We start from the raw sequence: 16,844 nt of genomic DNA, 5'->3' as shown, positions 1-16,844 counted from the left end.
ACCGTCAATCGTCGGTGAGCGCGGTGAAGTCCTGCTCGTTGCGTTCGGCGAGTCGCACGTACACCCATGCGATGCCGAGCAGCACCGGGTAGCCGACCACACCGAGCAGCAACCACGGGAGCCGGATCCCGAGGACCGTCACCTCCGCCAGCCCGGGAACGACGTGGAACAGCACCGGCAGCGCCCCGAGCAGGCACACGGTGGCCAGCGCGACCCGCAGTGCGAGCCCGAGTTGCGCCCGGACCAGGCCGCGGACCATCGCGTCGCCGACCTCGGTCTGCTGTTGCACCTCGACCCGCGTACGGACCATGCGCGCTCCGCGCCGCTCGGCGAGCACGACTCGCTCACGCTGCGGAGGTGTCCCGCCGGCGCTCATCGCGACGTCCACGACTGCATCGGCCCGCGGATGAGGCGGTCCTTGAGCTCACGGGTGTGCCGCCGGCTGACCGGCAGCTCGACGGGTTCGGCGTTGCCCTCCCCCCGCAGGCACACGACGAGCCCGGAGCCCACGCTGCGGATACCGGTCACGAGCGGCAATGCCACCAGATAGGAGCGGTGGACCCGCAGGAAGCCCGCGTCGGCCCAGCGGTTCTCGAGCGTCGATATGGGAATGCGGACGAGATGCGAACCGGTCGCCGTGTGCAGGCGGGCGTAGTCGCCCTCGGCTTCGACCCAGTGCACCGACGATCGCGACACGAGGGTGGTGACTCCGCCGAGCTCCACCGGGATCACGTCGTCGCCCGTCCCGGGGTCTGCGGCCGCCATCGGTCCGGGACGGCGGCGGTCGGCGATCCGGCGGACCGCTTCGGCCAGCCGTTCCTCCCGGAGCGGTTTGAGGACGTAGTCCACGGCCCCGAGATCGAACGCCGAGACCGCACGGTCGTCGTGCGCGGTCACGAACACCACCGCCGGGGGAAGCGCGAAGTTGCGCAGGATGCCCGCGAGCTCGAGCCCGTCCAGGCCGGGCATGTTGATGTCCAGGAAGACCGCGTCGACGCCTCCGTCACGCAGCAACCGCAGCGCCGTCGTCGCGTCGCTCGCGGTATGGACTGCGGCGATCTCGTCCCGCGCCCGCAGCAGGAAGGCCAGCTCGTCGAGGGCGGGCGGTTCGTCGTCGACCGCCAGCACGGTCAGCTTGTCTGTGATCTCGTTCACGGCGAACCTATCGTGCCACGTCGGGTGTATCTCACGGCCGGATACCCGCCCGGAACTTCGGTACCCGCATACTCACCCGGGTGCCGGCGCCGGGCGCGGTTTCCACCACGAGACCGTAATCGTTCCCGAACGCCGCGCGTAATCGGTCGTCGACGTTGGCGAGACCCACATGGGCCGACTCCCGGACTCCGCTGCCGTGCTCGCTCTCGGCGATCGCGTCGAGCGTGCCCGATCTCAGCAGTTCCGGGTCCATGCCGATGCCGTCGTCCTCGACGCTGATGACGCAGTCGGTGCCCTCGTCCGCCGCGGTGATGGTGATCGTCCCGGTGCGGGTGGTCGTTCCGCCGATGCCGTGCCGCACGGCGTTCTCCACGAGCGGCTGCAACGCCAGGAACGGCAACGTCACGTTGAGCACTTCCGGCGCGATCTGCAGGCGCACCTCGAGAGCGTTGCCGAAGCGGGCGCGTTCGAGCGTGAGATAGCGGTCGATGTTGCGCAGTTCCTCGGCGAGGAGGGTGTACTCCCCCGCCGCCCGGAACGAGTAGCGGGTGAAGTCGGCGAAATCGAGCAGGAGTTCACGGGCCCGGTCGGGGTCGGTGCGGACGAACGACGCCACCGTGTTCAGAGCGTTGTAGATGAAGTGCGGACTGATCTGGGCGCGCAGCGCCCGGACCTCGGCGCGGTCGAGCCGGGCCCGGGAGGCGTCGAGTTCGGCGAGTTCGATCTGGCTGCAGGCGTACCGGGCGACCTCGGTGATCGCCCCGAGCAGCGCCGGGCCGGGCTCGACGGTGGTCACCACCCCGAGGACCCCCACGACACCTACGTGCTCGACGACCAGCGGCTGGGCGACCAGCGCGCGGGCCGCGGCATCACCGTGCACACGACGGAGGTCGTGGTGGCCGACGAGTACGCGGCGCTCGTCGGCGACCGCGCGCGCCGCCGCCTCCTGCATCTCCTCCGTCAACTCCTCGAAGGGGCCGTCCCACGCGAGCAGGGCACCGCTCTCGTCCAGCAACGCCACGGCGCGTGCCTCGGCGAGCAACATCCGCAGGTGGGGAGCGGCCTCCTGGGCCGACGAGGCGTCGAGTCCGGAGCGCAGCGGCCGGGCCGCGAGGGATGCCGTGTGCAGAGTCGTGTGGACGGCACGTTCGGCGGGCGTGGTGACCACGCGCCGGGTCCACAACACCACCGAGACCACGACCAGCACCAGGAGCAGAACTGCCACGGCGAGTTCGATCGCGATCATGCGCTCACGTTACGTCGGAGGGGTGGGCCGGCCCCGGAACGCACGATCAGTGGCTCTCTCCGAGCCGCCCGGAGAGCCGCCGAAGCCGTTCCAGGCCGGCCCCGTCGAGTCCGACGATCGTGACCGTCTTGCCCTTGGCCGCGTATTTGTGCTGGATCGCATCGAGTGTCGCCACGGTGGATGCGTCCCAGACGTCGGCGTCGGTGAGATCGATGACGACCTCGGCGGGATCGCCGAGATAGTCGAAACGGTGGACGAGGTCGTTGCTCGACGCCCAGAACAATTCACCCGTCACCCGGTAGGTGCACCTGTCCACACTGCCGTCGCCGTCGGTGTCCGCGGCGACGATCTTCTCGACGGAAGTCATGTGGGCGACGCGACGGGCGAAGAGCACCATCGCCGTGAGCACCCCGAGTGTGACACCGATGGCGAGATTGCCGGTGCTCACCGTCGCGACGACGGTGACGAGCATGACGAGGGTCTCGCTGAACGGCATCAGCCTCAGCGTGCGCGGGTGCACGCTGTGCCAGTCGACGGTCGCGATCGACACCATGATCATCACGGCGACGAGCGCGGCCATCGGCACCAGACCGACGACGTCGCCGAGCGCGACCACGAGAACCAGGAGGAACACTCCGGCGGCGAGGGTGGACAGGCGAGTGCGTGCCCCGGAGACCTTCACGTTCATCATGGTCTGGCCGACCACCGCGCATCCGCCCATGCCACCGAAGAATCCCGTCACGATGTTGGCGATGCCCTGGCCCCAGCCTTCCCGGGTCTTGTTCGAGGGGGTATCGGTGATGTCGTCGACGAGCTTGGCGGTCATGAGCGATTCCATGAGTCCGACGAGGGCCATGGCCAGCGCGTACGGGGCGAGGATCTCGAAGGTCTCGAAGGTCGGCGGCACATCGGGGAGGAGGAGCGACGGCAGGCTCTCCGGCAGTTCACCCTGGTCCGCGACGTCCGGCACGTTCAGCGAGAAGGTCACCGTCACGACGGTGAGGAGGACGATGGCGACGAGCGGGGCCGGGACGGCCTCGCTGATCCTCGGGAGGAACACCAGCACCAGGATTCCTGCGGCCACCAGCGGATAGACCATCCACGGCACGTCCACGAGGTGCGGGATCTGTGCGACGAAGACCAGTATCGCGAGCGAGTTGACGAAACCGACCATGACACTGCGCGGCACGAATCTCATGAGCTTGGCGACGCCGAGGACGCTGAGCAGGATCTGGAAGAGACCGCCCAGGACCACCGTCGCGATGAGATGGTCCACCCCGTACTGCCGGGAGACCGGAGCGATCACCAGGGCGACGGCGGCGGTGGACGCCGAGATCATCGCCGGCCGCCCACCGACGAACGCGATGGTGATCGCCATCGTCACCGAGGCGAACAGACCCACCCGAGGGTCGACACCGGCGATGACCGAGAAGGCGATGGCTTCCGGGATCAGGGCCAGCGCCACCACGAGACCGGCGAGAAGTTCGGTCTTCAGGCGTGCGGGTGAGCGGAGAGCGGAGCGGACGGAGATCACCGAGGCGGGATCCTGCGGTGCGACTTCCGCACCGTGCGGGGTGTTCACTTGCGGAAATTCTACCGGCGCATGATGTCGTCGCCGCGACGGCGGCGGATGCGCTCCTCCACCGCCGCTTCCTCGATATCGAGGCTCTCGAGGAGATCGCGGAGGATCTCGTCGTCGAGTTCACCCCCATCGCGTGCTTCGATGAGGTCCTGACGACGGGCGCGCAGAGTCGTCCGCCGGATGCTGTCGAACAGTGCGGCCATCCCGGTACCGGCATCCTCGGCGGCGGCCTCGACGTCGCGGGCCTCCTCGCGTGCCTGCAGGGCCGTACGCACCCGCTCGAGTACGCGGCCGTAGATTTCCGGATCCGTACCGTCCGGAGGGCGCTCGGCGAGTGCCCGGAGTGCGCGTTCGTCCGACACCGAGGAGATCCGTCTGGCGAGTGCGAACTGTTCCTCCGTACGCAGGCGCTCGTAGGGGTCGGTGACGTCGAGGCGGCGGATGAGCCAGGGCATCGTCGCGCCCTGGATGAGCAAGGTGCCGACGGCGACGACCAGGGCGCAGATCTGGATCATCTCCCGCCCCGGGAAGTCGGCGCCGGAGGCGAGGGTCACGGGTACGCCACCGGCCGCCGCGAGGGTGACCACTCCGCGCATCCCCGCCCACGAGACCACCAGGTGTTCGCGCAGGCTCAGCGGATCGCGGCCGAGCCGCTCGGACCCGAGACGACGCACGAGTGCGCGCCGCGACCAGTGCAGCAGACTCCATGCGGGTCGCACGGTCATCACCACGAGCAGCACCGCGCACGATCCCAGCAGCGCGAGATGCAGTTCGACGCCGCTCTGCCGGACCTCGTCGAGCACGAAACGGAACTGCAGGCCCATGTACGCGAAGACGAAGGTCTCGAGCATCACGTCGATGCTCTTCCACACCGCGCGTTCCTGGATCCGTGTACTCACGGAAGCATCCGTCGCCCGATGCCCGAGATACAGTCCGGCGACGACCACCGCGAGCACTCCGGAGGTGTGGAGTTCCTCCGCGGCGAGGTAGGCGGCGAACGGTAGTACGAGTCCCAGCACGGTCTCGAGCGGCGAGTCGTACATCCGGGTCCGGATCCGGTGCACGACGAACGCGAGCACCAAGCCGACCACCACGCCGCCGGCCACTTCGTAGGCGAAGAACGCCAGCGGGGAGTCGGTGAAGAAGTGTGTGCCGGTCACGGCCGAGACAGCGACGGTGAACAATGTCAGGGCCGTGGCGTCGTTGACCAGGCCCTCGCCCGTCAGCACCGCGATCACTCTCCTGGGCAGTCCGAGTCGCTGCCCCACCGCGACGGCGCTGACGGCATCCGTGGGCGCGACCACCGCCCCGAGTACGAGTGCGGCGCCGAAGGTCAACGAGGCGATCACCGCCGACGCCGCCCACGCCACGACGAAGGCCGTCACCAGGACGGTGAGGATCCCCAGGCGCAGGATCGAGGGCAGATACTGCCGGAAGGTCGGTACCGAGAAACGCAGTGCCGACGAGTACAGCAGCGGCGGCAGCACCACCCCGAGAATGATGTCCGGGTGCAGCTCGAGGCGGGGTAATCCCGGCGCGAAGGACACCAGCGCCCCGACCGCGACCAGCACGAGCGGAGCCTGCAGATCGCGTCGCGTCGCGACGGCGGCCACCGCGATTCCGGCGATGACGACCAGCAGGATCCAGGCACCGTTCATGGCGAGGGCACCGCGCCGAAAGTCCGGTTCACGCTGTGATCCTGACACAGGCGCCGTCCGTCCGGACGCACGCTGCCGTCCGTTTGCGGCCGTCCGGCACGGGTATGCACCGGTCGACGTCGTGTACCAGGCCGATGACGAGGAGGGCGTGTGACCCCTGCCCGCGACCACGACGGTTACGCGGATCTGCGTTCCTATGCGGCACTGGGCGACGGGGACACCGTCGCTCTCGTCGCCGAGGACGGATCGGTGGACTGGTATCCGGTGCCCTATCTCGATTCGCGGCCGGTCTTCGCGCGCCTGCTCGACGCCCCCGCCGGTGGTGCCGTCGAACTGTGTCCCGTCGGTGACTTCACCACCGAACGCACCTACGTGCCCGGTACCAACGTGCTGAGCACCGTGTTCACCACGGCGCAGGGCCGGGTCCGCGTGACCGACTCGATCGACACGGGGATCGCCGGGCGGCTGCCCTGGGGCGAGCTGGCCCGGCGTGTCGAAGGACTCGACGGGCAGGTCGCGATGCGGTGGGTCGTCGCACCCGGTACCGGACTGGGCCGGTATCAGCCCTGGTGCGACCGTACCGAGCACGGTCCCGTCCTGCGGGTCGGGGCGGTGAACATCGGCGTCCGAACCGCCGACGCGGGAGAGCTCGAGGTCGATCACCGCTCGATCGGGGGGCGATTCGTCACCTCCGCCGGCTCCCGGCACCTCGTGGCGGTGGTGTCCACGGAGAACGAACCTCTACCGCTGCCGGACTCCGATGTCGTCGATGCCAACATCGACCGCACGATCGACCGCTGGATGCAGTGGTCCTCGCTCCTGCACTACGACGGTCCGTGGGCCGACGAGGTGATCCGTAGCGCTCTGGCCTTGAAGCTGCTGCAGAACCGTTCCGGTGCCATCGCCGCGGCAGCGACCACTTCCGTTCCGGAGAACCCGAACGGCGGGAAGAACTGGGACTATCGCTTCGCGTGGGTGCGCGACGCGGCGTACACCCTGCACGCGCTGATCCGCCTCGGTGATCGCGAGGAGGTCCATGCGGCGATGAGCTGGCTGCTGCGCGTGGTGCGCGAGCAGGGCGCCGACGCGGAGGTGTTCACCCGGCTGGACGGCGGAAAGCCGGACGACGAGCAGCAACTCGACGTCCCCGGGTGGCGGGGTATCGGACCGGTGGTGGAGGGGAACCGGGCGGCAGGTCAACTCCAGCTGGGGATCTACGGCGACCTGTTCGAGATCGTGACCCTCTACAGCAGCGAGGGTTACGTCCTCGACATCGCCACCGCGCGATTGCTCGTGCGGATCGCCGACCACACCTGCGATGTGTGGCAGCAACCCGACCACGGCATCTGGGAACTGCTCGAGCGTGAGCACTACACCAATTCGAAGATGTCCTGCTGGCATGCGCTCGATCGCGCGGTCCGACTCGCCGAGGTCGGGCAGATCCCGGGCTCGGTGGATCGCTGGCGCCGCGAGCGCGATCTCATCCGCGAATGGATCGAGGAGAACTGCTGGTCGGACGAACGCGGTTGTTACACCGCCTATCCGGGCACCGATCGACTGGACGCCTCGGTACTGCTCGGCGCGGTCGGAGGGTACGACCGGGGCCCGCGCATGCGGGCCACCTGCGACGCCCTGCGGCAGGAACTCGGGCGCGGGCCGCTGCTCTACCGGTTCAGTGGAGCCGAGAAGGAGGAAGGGACGTTCGTCGCGTGCGCGTTCTGGATGGTCGCGGCACTGGCCGAAACGGGCCGGACCGACGACGCCACCACTCTGATGGGAGAACTCGTACCGCTCGCCAACGACGTGGGCCTGTTCGCGGAGATGATCGCCGAGGACGGGACATTCCGCGGCAACCTCCCCCAAGGACTGAGCCACCTCGCACTCATGACGGCCGCACTGACTCTCATCGAGAAATACTGACCGCAACGGACCGGAGGAGCGAACCGGAATGACGCTGATAGGTTTTCACGCCTCGCACGAGCAGGTCGCGCCGTCGCGCCTGCTCGAGGACGTCCGGCTCGCCGAAGCAGCCGGTTTCGAGGCGGCGATGTGTTCGGATCACATCGAGCCGTGGTCTCACCGGCAGGGCCATTCGGGATTCGCATGGTCGTGGCTCGGTGCGGCACTGGCCACCACGGAACTCCGCTTCGGCGTCGTCACCGCCACCGGCTATCGCTACCATCCCGTCGTCACCGCCCAGGCCACCGCAACTCTGGCATCTATGTTCCCGCAACGCTTCTGGTTCGCGCTCGGAAGCGGAGAGCACTGCAACGAACGTATGTCCGGGACGCAGTGGCCATCCAAGGAGCAGCGCCAGCAGATCCTCGGCGAGAACCTCGACATCGTCCGGCGACTGCACGCCGGCGAGACCGTCGATCACCACGGCGCGGTGACGGTCGACCGCGGACGGATCTGGGACCGCCCACCCGTTCCGGTCGAGATGCTGCTTCCTGCACTGACTCCCGGGACAGCCGGTCGCTTCGCCGACCGGGTCGACGGTCTCGTCACCGTGAACGCACCGCTCGGCGACCTGCGCGTGATCCTCGACGCCTACCGCGACGGCGGCGGAACCGGACGGACCGTGCTGCAGGTCCATCTCTGCTGGGGGACGGATCGGGAGCAGGCACTGGCGGTCGCGCGGGAACAGTGGCTCACCAACGTCCTGGGTCCCGGCCTCATGGCCGACCTCGCGACGCCCGAGGAGTTCGAGGCGTACGCCGCCGAACTCGGCGACCGCGATCTGGCGGGTGCGGTGATCGTGTCCGACGATCCCGCCGAACACGTCGACCGTCTCCGCGGGTTCGCCGAACTGGGTTTCGACGAGATCTACCTGCACCATGTCGGGGCCGACCAGCGCCCGTTCATCGACACGTTCGGCGACGCGGTGCTGCCTCACCTGCCCTGAGCGGACGCGGCCGCCGACAGTTGATCAGGGCTGACGCGGGCCCGGCCGAGCGTCCGGTCCGGGGCCGCTCTCCGGGCCCGGCCGCCCGTCCGGACCGGGATTGCCCGGGGTGCCCAGATGCTTGCGGGCCGCGTCCTGCGCCTTGTCGACGTGATGGGCGTACTTGCCGCCGGTGCGCTTGTCCACCTGGTCGCCGGTCTTCTGGATGAAGTCCTGGACCTTGTCGGGGTTCTTCGAGGCGAAGTCCTTGCCCTTGTTCACAAGGTTCTTCACCGAATCCATGAAACCCATACGCCGGTCCTTCCCGAGTGCCGTGAGGGTCCGGGCTACCGAACCGTGTCCTGCGGGTCAGTGTACGCCCGGCAGAATGTCGTCCGGAGCAGCGAAAAGCCGCCGGCGTTCGCCGTGGAGCCGGCCCGACACCCACCACACGACCTCCACGAGCACCACACCGATCACGCCGCACGTCACCGCGATCGTCGAGTACGCGATGTTGGACGGATCGAGCGCGAAGAACTCCCGCGTGAACGGCACGGAGAACAGGATCACGTAGCCGAGCACCGAACCGGCGAGCAACACGATCTTCCACCACTGATACGGGCGGGCCACCACGGCGAGCACCCACAGGGCGATGATCAGCAAGGTGATCAGGGCCGACGTACTGCCCTGGATCCGTTGCTGCTCGCTCTGCTCCGGACCGCCGTAGACCAGGACGTAGCAGACGAAGGTCGCCACCCCGACGATGACGCCCGAGGGAATCGCCAGTCGCATCACGCGGGACACGAAGCCCGAGCGTGCCCGCTCGTTGTTGGGGGCCAGCGACAGCAGGAAGGCGGGAATGCCGATGGTGAACCACGCCGCGATCGTCACGTGCCGGGGCAGGAAGGGATACGGCAGCGGCTCGAAGTCGAACAACTGCGACAGCACTCCCGAGACCCCGACGAGGAAGGCGAGCAGCACCGAGTACACCGTCTTGGTGAGGAACAGATTCGAGACGCGTTCGATGTTGCCGATCACGCGGCGGCCCTCTGCCACCACATAGGGCAGTGTCGCGAACTTGTTGTCCAGCAGGACGATCTGCGCGACCGCGCGCGTCGCCGGGCTGCCCGACCCCATCGCGACCCCGATGTCCGCGTCCTTGAGTGCGAGCACGTCGTTGACGCCGTCGCCGGTCATCGCGACCGTGTGCCCACGTGACTGCAGCGCGCCGACCATCGCGCGCTTCTGATCGGGACGTACCCGTCCGAAGGTGGTCGATCCTTCGACGACGTCGGCGAGTTCGTTCTCCGATTCCGGCAGGGAACGGGCATCGACGGGGGCCGAGCTGCCCGACAGGCCGAGCGTCGAAGCGACCGCACCCACCGCGACCGCATTGTCGCCGGAGATGACCTTGACGTCGACGTGCTGGCCGGCGAAGTATTCCAGGGTCGGTTTCGCGTCCGGGCGCACCCGCTGTTCGAGGACGACGAGTGCGGCAGGTGTCACCGTGCCGGGGGCGTCCGCATCGTCGACGGGACGATCGCTGCACGCGAGCAGCAGCACCCGCAACCCGCCGGATCCCAGTTCCTCCGCACGCCGCGCCGCGTCGCTGTGCGGGTCGAGCAGGACGTCGGGCGCTCCGAGCAGCCAGTTGCCGTGCGAGCCGTAGGACTGCCCGCTCCACTTCTTCGCCGACGAGAACGGCGCCACGGCCGTGGGCGCACCCCATCCGGGCGAGGTGGGGAACGCTTCGGCGATCGCGAGCACGCTCGCATTGGGGCGGGGGTCGTCCGCGGCCAGCGCGGCCAGCGCGGCGCGGGCCCGATCGAGATCGCCGCCGTCCACGGCCTCGACGTCGGCGAGGCGCATGCCGTTCTCGGTGAGCGTGCCGGTCTTGTCCGCGCACACCACGTCCACGCGCGCCAGGCCCTCGATCGCGGGCAGTTCCTGCACCAGGCACTGGCGGCGGCCGAGCCGGATCACCCCGACGGCGAATGCGATGGACGTCATGAGCACGAGCCCTTCGGGCACCATCGGCACGAGAGCGGCCACCATGCCGCTCAACGCCGGGCCGAGGGACTCACCGCTCGAGAAGAGCTGGTTGTAGATGATCAGCAGGCCCGCGGGAATCATCAGGTAGGTGATGAATCGCAGGATCTTGTTGATGCCCGCGTTGAGCTCCGATTTCACGAGCGTGAACTTGCTGGCCTCCTCCGCGAGACGCGCCGCATAGGCGTCGCGGCCGACCTTCGTCGCGCGGTAGGAACCGGAGCCGGCGGCGACGAAGCTGCCGGACATCACCGTCGAACCGGGTGCCTTGTGGACGGCGTCGGACTCACCCGTCAGCAGCGACTCGTCGAGCTCGAGTCCCTGGGCCTCGACCACCACGCCGTCGACGACGAGCTGATCGCCGGGGCCGAGTTCGATGATGTCGTCGAGGACCACCTCGCGGGGAGCGACGGGTGCGGCGACTCCATCCCGCCGCACGATGGGTTTCGCCTGACTGACGATCGCCAGCTTGTCGAGGGTGCGCTTGGCACGCACCTCCTGGATGATGCCGATCGCGCTGTTCGCGACGATCAGCAGCCCGAACATGCCGTCGATGATCGAACCGGTGGCCAGCACGATCAGCAGGAGCACACCGAGGATTGCATTGATCCGCGTGAACACGTTCGCCCGGACGATGTCGCGGACCGATCGGGATGCACGGTCGGGAACATCGTTGGTGAGGCCACGCGCCACTCGCTCGGCGACCTGCTCGGTGGACAGCCCGGTCTCGAGGTGAACGGGTTCGAGGGCCTGCGCCTCGTCCTCCCCCGCCACCGTCGTGGGCTCTTCTACTGCCATGAAGAACCAGATTAAGGCACGGAAGCGAACCGTTCTCCCGGCGGCAGGGCGATCAGCTCGTCGCGAGCCACCACGGATCGACCGCGACGGGCTTCGAGACGTCGATCCGCTGCCCCGGCATCGGGACGGCGGACGTGACCTCCGCCTCGCGTGCGGCCGGAAGCAGGCGGGCGATCGGTTCGGACCACGAATGGAAGGCCAGATCGAAGGTTCCCCAGTGCACCGGCACCAGCAGACTGTCGCGGCGCTCGGTCCCACCGAGGTCGAGATGCGTCCGCACCGCCTCTTCCGGATTCATGTGCACGTCGGGCCACCGCCTGTCGTAGGCGCCGACGGGCAGCAGGGTGAGATCGAACGGCCCATAGGCCTCCCCCACGTCCGCGAACCGCGGAGTGTAACCACTGTCACCTCCGAAGAACGCGCGTCGCGTCGGCCCGGTGAACACCCACGACGACCACAGGGTGATGTTGCGTTGCAGACCGCGTCCCGAGAAGTGCCGGGCCTCGGTGCACGTGATCCGCAGCCCGTCCAGCTCGGTGTGCTCGTCCCAGTCGAGTTCGACGATCCGTTGCTCGGCGACCCGCCACCGGCGCAGATGGGCACCCACACCGAGGGGGACGACGAAACGCACCGCCGGCTGGAGCGCGGCGAGACTCTCGACGGTGAACCGGTCGAGATGGTCGTAGTGATCGTGGGAGATCACCACCGCGTCGAGCGGCGGCAGGGACTGCAGTTCGACAGGTACCGGATGCATGCGCGCGGGTCCGACGGTCGGCGACGGTGAAACCCGCTCGCTCCACACCGGGTCGCACAGCACCCGGTAGCCGTCGATCTCCACCAGCGCGCTCGAGTGGCCGAACCACGTCACGGCGAGTTCCGCGGCGTCGACAGGTGCGAGATACGGGGAGAGCGGCACCTCCGTGCGGGGCCGGCCCTTCGATCCGCGGGTGAGGAGATCCTTCGCGAAACCGCCTGCGGCGTCGGGCCCGAGCACGGACGCCGGGTCGGTGTTGTGGAAGCGGCCGCCCCGGTAGCGCGGAGAGGAGGCCGCATAGGGACGGATGTCGGAGACCGAGGCACCGAGGGAACCGGGGAGTCCGTCCACGGCGCGGGCGACCCACAGCCCACCCGCCCCGACGAGCGCGGCCGAGACCGCGGACCGGATGTTCATCGGCCGCGGAAGATCGGGGCGCGGCGTTCGGCGCGGGCGAGCCTGGCTTCCTGAGCGTCCTCGCTGAGCCACGCCGCGGCGAGCGCGGCGGTCTGCTCGGGTGTGTGCTCGTCGCGGGTGCCGTCGTCGTTGAGGAACAGCTTCATCGCGTGCAGCGACAGCGGCGCGAGCGTCGCGATCTCCTGCGCCCAGGCCTGGGCGTCGGCGAGGTCGCCGATGCGGTTGGCCAGCCCGCGCGCGAGGGCCTCCTCTGCGTGGACGGCTTCGGCCGCGAGGAAGACCGTGCGGGCCGGCCCGCCGCCGACCAGCGAGGCGAGGCGCCGGACCGTCCAGCGGTCCACCGAAATCCCCAGTCGTGCAGCAGGTACGGCGAAACGTCCGGTCGGCGCCACGACCCGGAGGTCCGCGGCCAGTGCGAGCTGGGTGCCGGCCCCGATCGCCGGGCCGTTGACCGCGGCGATCACCGGCATCGGAGCACGCTCGATGGTGCGGAGCATCTCGGCGAGGCTGTCGGTGAATCCGTCGGCGTAGACGTCACCGGAGAGGTCGGCGCCGGCACAGAAGCTCGTGCCCCGCCCGGTGACGACCATGACACGCACGTCGTCGGTCACCGCCTTCTCCACGGCTTCGCGGATCTCCACGCACAACCGCGTGTCGAGGGCGTTCCTGCGCTCCTCGCGCTGCAGTTCCACGGTCACGACGTCGCCGTCGCGGCTGATCCCGATCATGTGTCGTCCCCATCCCTTCGCCGACCGATCCCACTTCTGTGGATCCCGCCCCGCCGAGCGGGGTGGGATCCACATTAATCAGTGGAACCGGTCGGCTCCTCGTCGTCGCCGGAATCCGCGCGAGGTCGGCCGGGCCCGCGCATTCTGCCCACCCCGCGGGGCATCCGGTCCGCTTCGGCGAGGGCGCGCCGGAGGAGGAATTCGATCTGGGCGTTGGTGCTGCGCAACTCGTCGGCAGCCCACCGCGCGATCGCGTCGTGGACGGCCGGGTCGAGGCGCAGCAGCACCTTCTTACGTTCGGGCATGCCGCACGATCCCTACTGGTACAACGATCCCGTGTTGAGAACGGGCTGAGCGCTCTGGTCCCCGCACAGCACGACGAGCAGGTTCGACACCATCGCCGCCTTCCGTTCCTCGTCCAGTTCGACGGTGTGCTCGGCTTCGAGGCGCGCCAGAGCGGTCCCCACCATCGACACGGCACCCTGGACGATCTGTTCCCGAGCGGCGATGACGGCCCCGGCCTGCTGGCGCCGCAGCATGGCCTGGGCGATCTCGGGCGCGTAGGCGAGCTGGTTGATGCGGGTCTCGATCACGCGGATGCCGGCGGACTGCACGCGGTCGTGCACCTCGGCCGAGAGCTTGGTGGTGATCTCGTCGGCGTTCTGACGCAGAGACATCACTTCCGGCGCACTGTCGTACGGATAGGAGCCGGCGATGTGCCGCACCGCGGCCTCGGTCTGGACCGCGACGAACTCCTCGAAATCGTCGACGTCGAAGACCGCCCGGGCGGTGTCCTCGACCTGCCACACGATCACCGCCGAGATCTCGATCGGGTTGCCGTCGGCGTCGTTGACCTTGGCCCTGCCGGTCTCGTGGTTGCGGATACGGGTCGAGATCTTACGACGGGTGTTGAGCGGGTTCATCCAGCGCAGGCCGGGTTGGCGCAGCGTGCCGGTGTACGAGCTGCCGAGGAGCTGGAGCACGCGGGCCTCGTTCGGCTCGACGAGCACGAGTCCGGCGAGAGCGACCAGCGCGATCACGACCACCACCGCACCGGCCACGATCACCGGAACGATCTGGGCCACCGCTCCCCAGACGATCAGGCCGGCTCCGGCGGCAGCGGCGACCAGAGCACCGACGAGCACCGGCCAGCCGTTGGCCGAAGGGCCCGGCCGCTCGGTGGTCACGGGTGATTGCACGACATCCATATTTCTGCCTCTCTAAGTCGAATCGATAGTGAAGTGATATCACATTTTCGGGAGGGTGGGCCACGTTCGTTCCGCACGTCGGCCCCGGGCACGGCATCATGAGAGGCGACGATCCGAGAGGGAGGCTCGCGATGACCGCCGACGAGGCATTCGATACGGCCCACGCGCAGGCCGCCGATGCGACGAAGGTGGACATCGTCGTGATCGGCGCAGGCCAGGCCGGTCTGTCGGCGGCCTACTTCCTCACCCGCTTCGGCGTGGCAGCCGAGTCCGGATTCGTCGTCCTCGACCGTTCGTTCGGCCCCGGCGGAGCATGGCAGGACCGCTGGCCGTCACTGACACTGAGCACGGTCAACGGCGTCCACGACCTCCCCGGACTCGCGTTCTCGGAGGTGGTGGACACCGCTGCCGGAGAGGTTCCGGCAGCGACGGCGGTCCCCGAGTACTACGCCGCATACGAGAAGGAATTCGGACTGCCCGTCCACCGCCCGGCCACGGTCCGGGTGGTGTGCGACCGCGGCGACCGGCTACGGGTGGAGACCGATGCGGAGGTCTACGCCGCGCGCGGCATCATCAACGCGACCGGCACATGGGAACGCCCCTTCGTACCGTGGTTTCCCGGCGCCGCACGGTTCACCGGCCGGCAGTTGCACACCAGGGACTATCGGACGGCCGACGAATTCGCCGGGCAGCACGTGCTGGTCGTCGGCGGTGGCATCTCCGCGGTCCAGCTCCTCGACGAGATCTCCCACGTCACCACGAGCACCTGGGTGACCCGTCGCGAACCCCGCTGGAGCGACGAGCCTTTCACCTCCGAACGGGGTCACGCCGCCGTCGCGCTCGTCGAGGATCGGGTACGGCGTGGACTGCCGCCCGGATCGGTCGTCTCCGTCACCGGACTCCCGCTCACTCCCGCAGTGCGCGCAGCCCGCGAGAGGGGGGTGCTCGAACGATCCCCGATGTTCTCCGAGATCACCGAGACCGGCGTGCGATGGCGGGACGGAACGACACTCGATGTCGATGTCATCCTGTGGTGCACCGGTTTCCGGAGTTCACTCGACCACCTCGCCCCACTGGCGCTGCGCAACGCCGGTGGTGGCATCACCATGACCGGCAGGCTCGCCACCCGGGTCGAGAAGGATCCACGCATCCATCTGGTCGGGTACGGCCCGTCCGCGTCCACGATCGGTGCGAACCGGGCCGGCCGTGCCGCCGCACGTGAACTGCTCGATCATCTCGCGGCCGAGGCGCCGCAGCAGTGAGCGGGCGCGGCGGATCGGTCCTGCTGGTCGCGCTCGCGACCACCGCCAGCCTCGTCGCCTCGGCGCCCGTCCTGATCGACGTCGCGCTCCCTCCCCCGCCACCGGCACCGGTGGCGCCTCCCCCGGTGCCGCTGGCCGCGGACGAGCTCGCCGCGCGCACGCTTCCCGTCGTCGTGACGATCGACGCGACCGCGGGGTGGACGGGGATCACCGGCACCGGGATCGTGCTCACGCCCGACGGCACCGTCCTCACCAACCACCACGTGGTGAGCGGTGCCACCGACATCAGCGCTGTCAGCGGTGCCACCGGGCTGATCTACGACGCGGAGGTCCTCGGCTACGACCGCGAGCGGGATCTCGCCGTCCTGCAACTCGGCACCGCGGGCGACCTGCCCGTCGCCACCCTCGCCGAGGACCTGCCCCCGGTGGGCGTCCCGGTCACGGCCTTCGGCAATTCGGAGGGCGGTGGAGTCGTCGTGGCGACCCCGGGCACCATCGTCGAGTTCGACCGCAACGTGGTGGTCCGCGATTCCACGGACGGTTCTCGCCACCGTCTCACCGGGATGATCCGCACCGATGCTCCGATCCGCCCGGGCGATTCCGGTGGCCCGCTCGTCGACGACTACGGAACGGTCGTGGGTATCAACACCGCCGGTGCCGTGCAGCGGAACACCGATACGACGCCGGAGACGTCCCCCGAGGCGTACGCCGTGCCGATCACCGAAGCACTCGCAGTGGTCGATCAGGTGCGTTCCGGAGTGAGCGACGGGTCGGTGCACGTGGGTCCCACGCCACGACTCGGCGCGTCCGTCACCACGGTCCGCGCCGACGGACGGGAAGTCGGTGCGGAAGTGTTGTGGGTGTCCTACGGGAGCCCCGCCTACCGAGCCGGGCTCGACGTCGGTGACGTCGTGGTGTCGTTCGCCGGCGAGCCCGTGCCGTCGACCTCCGGACTCGAGGAACTTCTGCTGCGACGGCGTCCCGGGGACGTCGTGACGATCGAATGGACCACCGAGGACGGCGGAAAGCGTTCCGCCGAGATCGTTCTCGAATCCGGTCCCGCACGCTGACCCCGCTCGCGCCGCACGGATCCCCCTGCCTAC

General features: G+C 69.0%; 15 protein-coding genes. 4 read left to right on the top strand and 11 right to left on the bottom strand.

The features are described 5' to 3' along the window. Positions 1-4: 4 nt before the first annotated feature. Genes MOM01_RS12720 through MOM01_RS12700 form a run of 5 tightly spaced genes read right to left on the bottom strand, consistent with a single transcriptional unit; the run spans position 5 to position 5,641 of the window. On the bottom strand, positions 5-376 hold the full coding sequence (locus MOM01_RS12720) for a hypothetical protein (protein ID WP_241385785.1): 372 nt from the start codon (positions 374-376) through the stop codon (positions 5-7). Next, entirely contained in the window at positions 373-1,155 is a 783-nt protein-coding gene (locus MOM01_RS12715; RefSeq protein WP_241385784.1) for a LytR/AlgR family response regulator transcription factor, read from the bottom strand. The genes MOM01_RS12720 and MOM01_RS12715 overlap by 4 nt, the downstream gene beginning before the upstream one ends. 31 nt (positions 1,156-1,186) lie before the next feature. Then, positions 1,187-2,401, bottom strand: coding sequence for a sensor histidine kinase (locus MOM01_RS12710; RefSeq protein ID WP_241385783.1), 1,215 nt, complete (start codon positions 2,399-2,401; stop codon positions 1,187-1,189). Positions 2,402-2,447: 46 nt separating this feature from the next. Then, complete coding sequence (locus tag MOM01_RS12705; RefSeq protein ID WP_241385782.1) at positions 2,448-3,983, bottom strand: SulP family inorganic anion transporter; 1,536 nt, start codon at positions 3,981-3,983, stop codon at positions 2,448-2,450. A gap of 11 nt (positions 3,984-3,994) precedes the next feature. Further along, complete coding sequence (locus MOM01_RS12700) at positions 3,995-5,641, bottom strand: Na+/H+ antiporter (protein WP_241385781.1); 1,647 nt, start codon at positions 5,639-5,641, stop codon at positions 3,995-3,997. A 150-nt stretch (positions 5,642-5,791) separates the two neighbouring features. Between MOM01_RS12700 and MOM01_RS12695 the strand changes: the two genes are divergently transcribed. Both MOM01_RS12695 and MOM01_RS12690 read left to right on the top strand, forming a co-directional pair. Next, complete coding sequence (locus MOM01_RS12695; RefSeq protein ID WP_241385780.1) at positions 5,792-7,561, top strand: glycoside hydrolase family 15 protein; 1,770 nt, start codon at positions 5,792-5,794, stop codon at positions 7,559-7,561. A 28-nt stretch (positions 7,562-7,589) separates the two neighbouring features. Next, on the top strand, positions 7,590-8,546 hold the full coding sequence (locus MOM01_RS12690; RefSeq protein WP_241385779.1) for a TIGR03885 family FMN-dependent LLM class oxidoreductase: 957 nt from the start codon (positions 7,590-7,592) through the stop codon (positions 8,544-8,546). Positions 8,547-8,570: 24 nt separating this feature from the next. On the opposite strand, the gene MOM01_RS12685 is transcribed toward MOM01_RS12690, so the two are convergent. The 6 genes from MOM01_RS12685 to MOM01_RS12660 all read right to left on the bottom strand — a co-directional run bounded on the left by MOM01_RS12685 (position 8,571) and on the right by MOM01_RS12660 (position 14,479). Continuing rightward, complete coding sequence (locus MOM01_RS12685; RefSeq protein WP_241385778.1) at positions 8,571-8,837, bottom strand: antitoxin; 267 nt, start codon at positions 8,835-8,837, stop codon at positions 8,571-8,573. 57 nt (positions 8,838-8,894) lie between these two features. Then, the gene (locus MOM01_RS12680; RefSeq protein WP_241385777.1) at positions 8,895-11,372 is read right to left on the bottom strand and encodes an HAD-IC family P-type ATPase; all 2,478 of its coding nucleotides are present in this window, start codon (positions 11,370-11,372) and stop codon (positions 8,895-8,897) included. Positions 11,373-11,424: 52 nt separating this feature from the next. Next, positions 11,425-12,543, bottom strand: a complete 1,119-nt coding sequence (locus MOM01_RS12675; protein WP_241385776.1) for an MBL fold metallo-hydrolase — start codon at positions 12,541-12,543, stop codon at positions 11,425-11,427. Next, positions 12,540-13,271: an enoyl-CoA hydratase gene (locus MOM01_RS12670; protein WP_241385775.1), complete on the bottom strand. Its 732-nt coding sequence runs from the start codon at positions 13,269-13,271 to the stop codon at positions 12,540-12,542. Before MOM01_RS12670 ends, MOM01_RS12675 begins: the two co-directional genes overlap by 4 nt. A 74-nt stretch (positions 13,272-13,345) precedes the next feature. Next, positions 13,346-13,576, bottom strand: a complete 231-nt coding sequence (locus MOM01_RS12665; RefSeq protein WP_241385774.1) for a hypothetical protein — start codon at positions 13,574-13,576, stop codon at positions 13,346-13,348. A 12-nt stretch (positions 13,577-13,588) separates the two neighbouring features. Further along, positions 13,589-14,479: an SPFH domain-containing protein gene (locus MOM01_RS12660; protein WP_241385773.1), complete on the bottom strand. Its 891-nt coding sequence runs from the start codon at positions 14,477-14,479 to the stop codon at positions 13,589-13,591. 131 nt (positions 14,480-14,610) lie between these two features. Between MOM01_RS12660 and MOM01_RS12655 the strand changes: the two genes are divergently transcribed. Next, the gene (locus tag MOM01_RS12655) at positions 14,611-15,741 is read left to right on the top strand and encodes an NAD(P)-binding domain-containing protein (RefSeq protein WP_241385772.1); all 1,131 of its coding nucleotides are present in this window, start codon (positions 14,611-14,613) and stop codon (positions 15,739-15,741) included. Next, positions 15,738-16,811: a S1C family serine protease gene (locus MOM01_RS12650; RefSeq protein ID WP_241385771.1), complete on the top strand. Its 1,074-nt coding sequence runs from the start codon at positions 15,738-15,740 to the stop codon at positions 16,809-16,811. Before MOM01_RS12655 ends, MOM01_RS12650 begins: the two co-directional genes overlap by 4 nt. The last annotated feature ends 33 nt before the right edge of the window (positions 16,812-16,844 follow it).

The organism is Rhodococcus sp. CH91, assembly GCF_022554085.1.
GTDB lineage: Bacteria > Actinomycetota > Actinomycetes > Mycobacteriales > Mycobacteriaceae > Rhodococcus.
The sequence above is the reverse complement of the archived record's forward strand: the minus strand, read 5'-3'. Positions and strand labels throughout refer to the sequence as shown.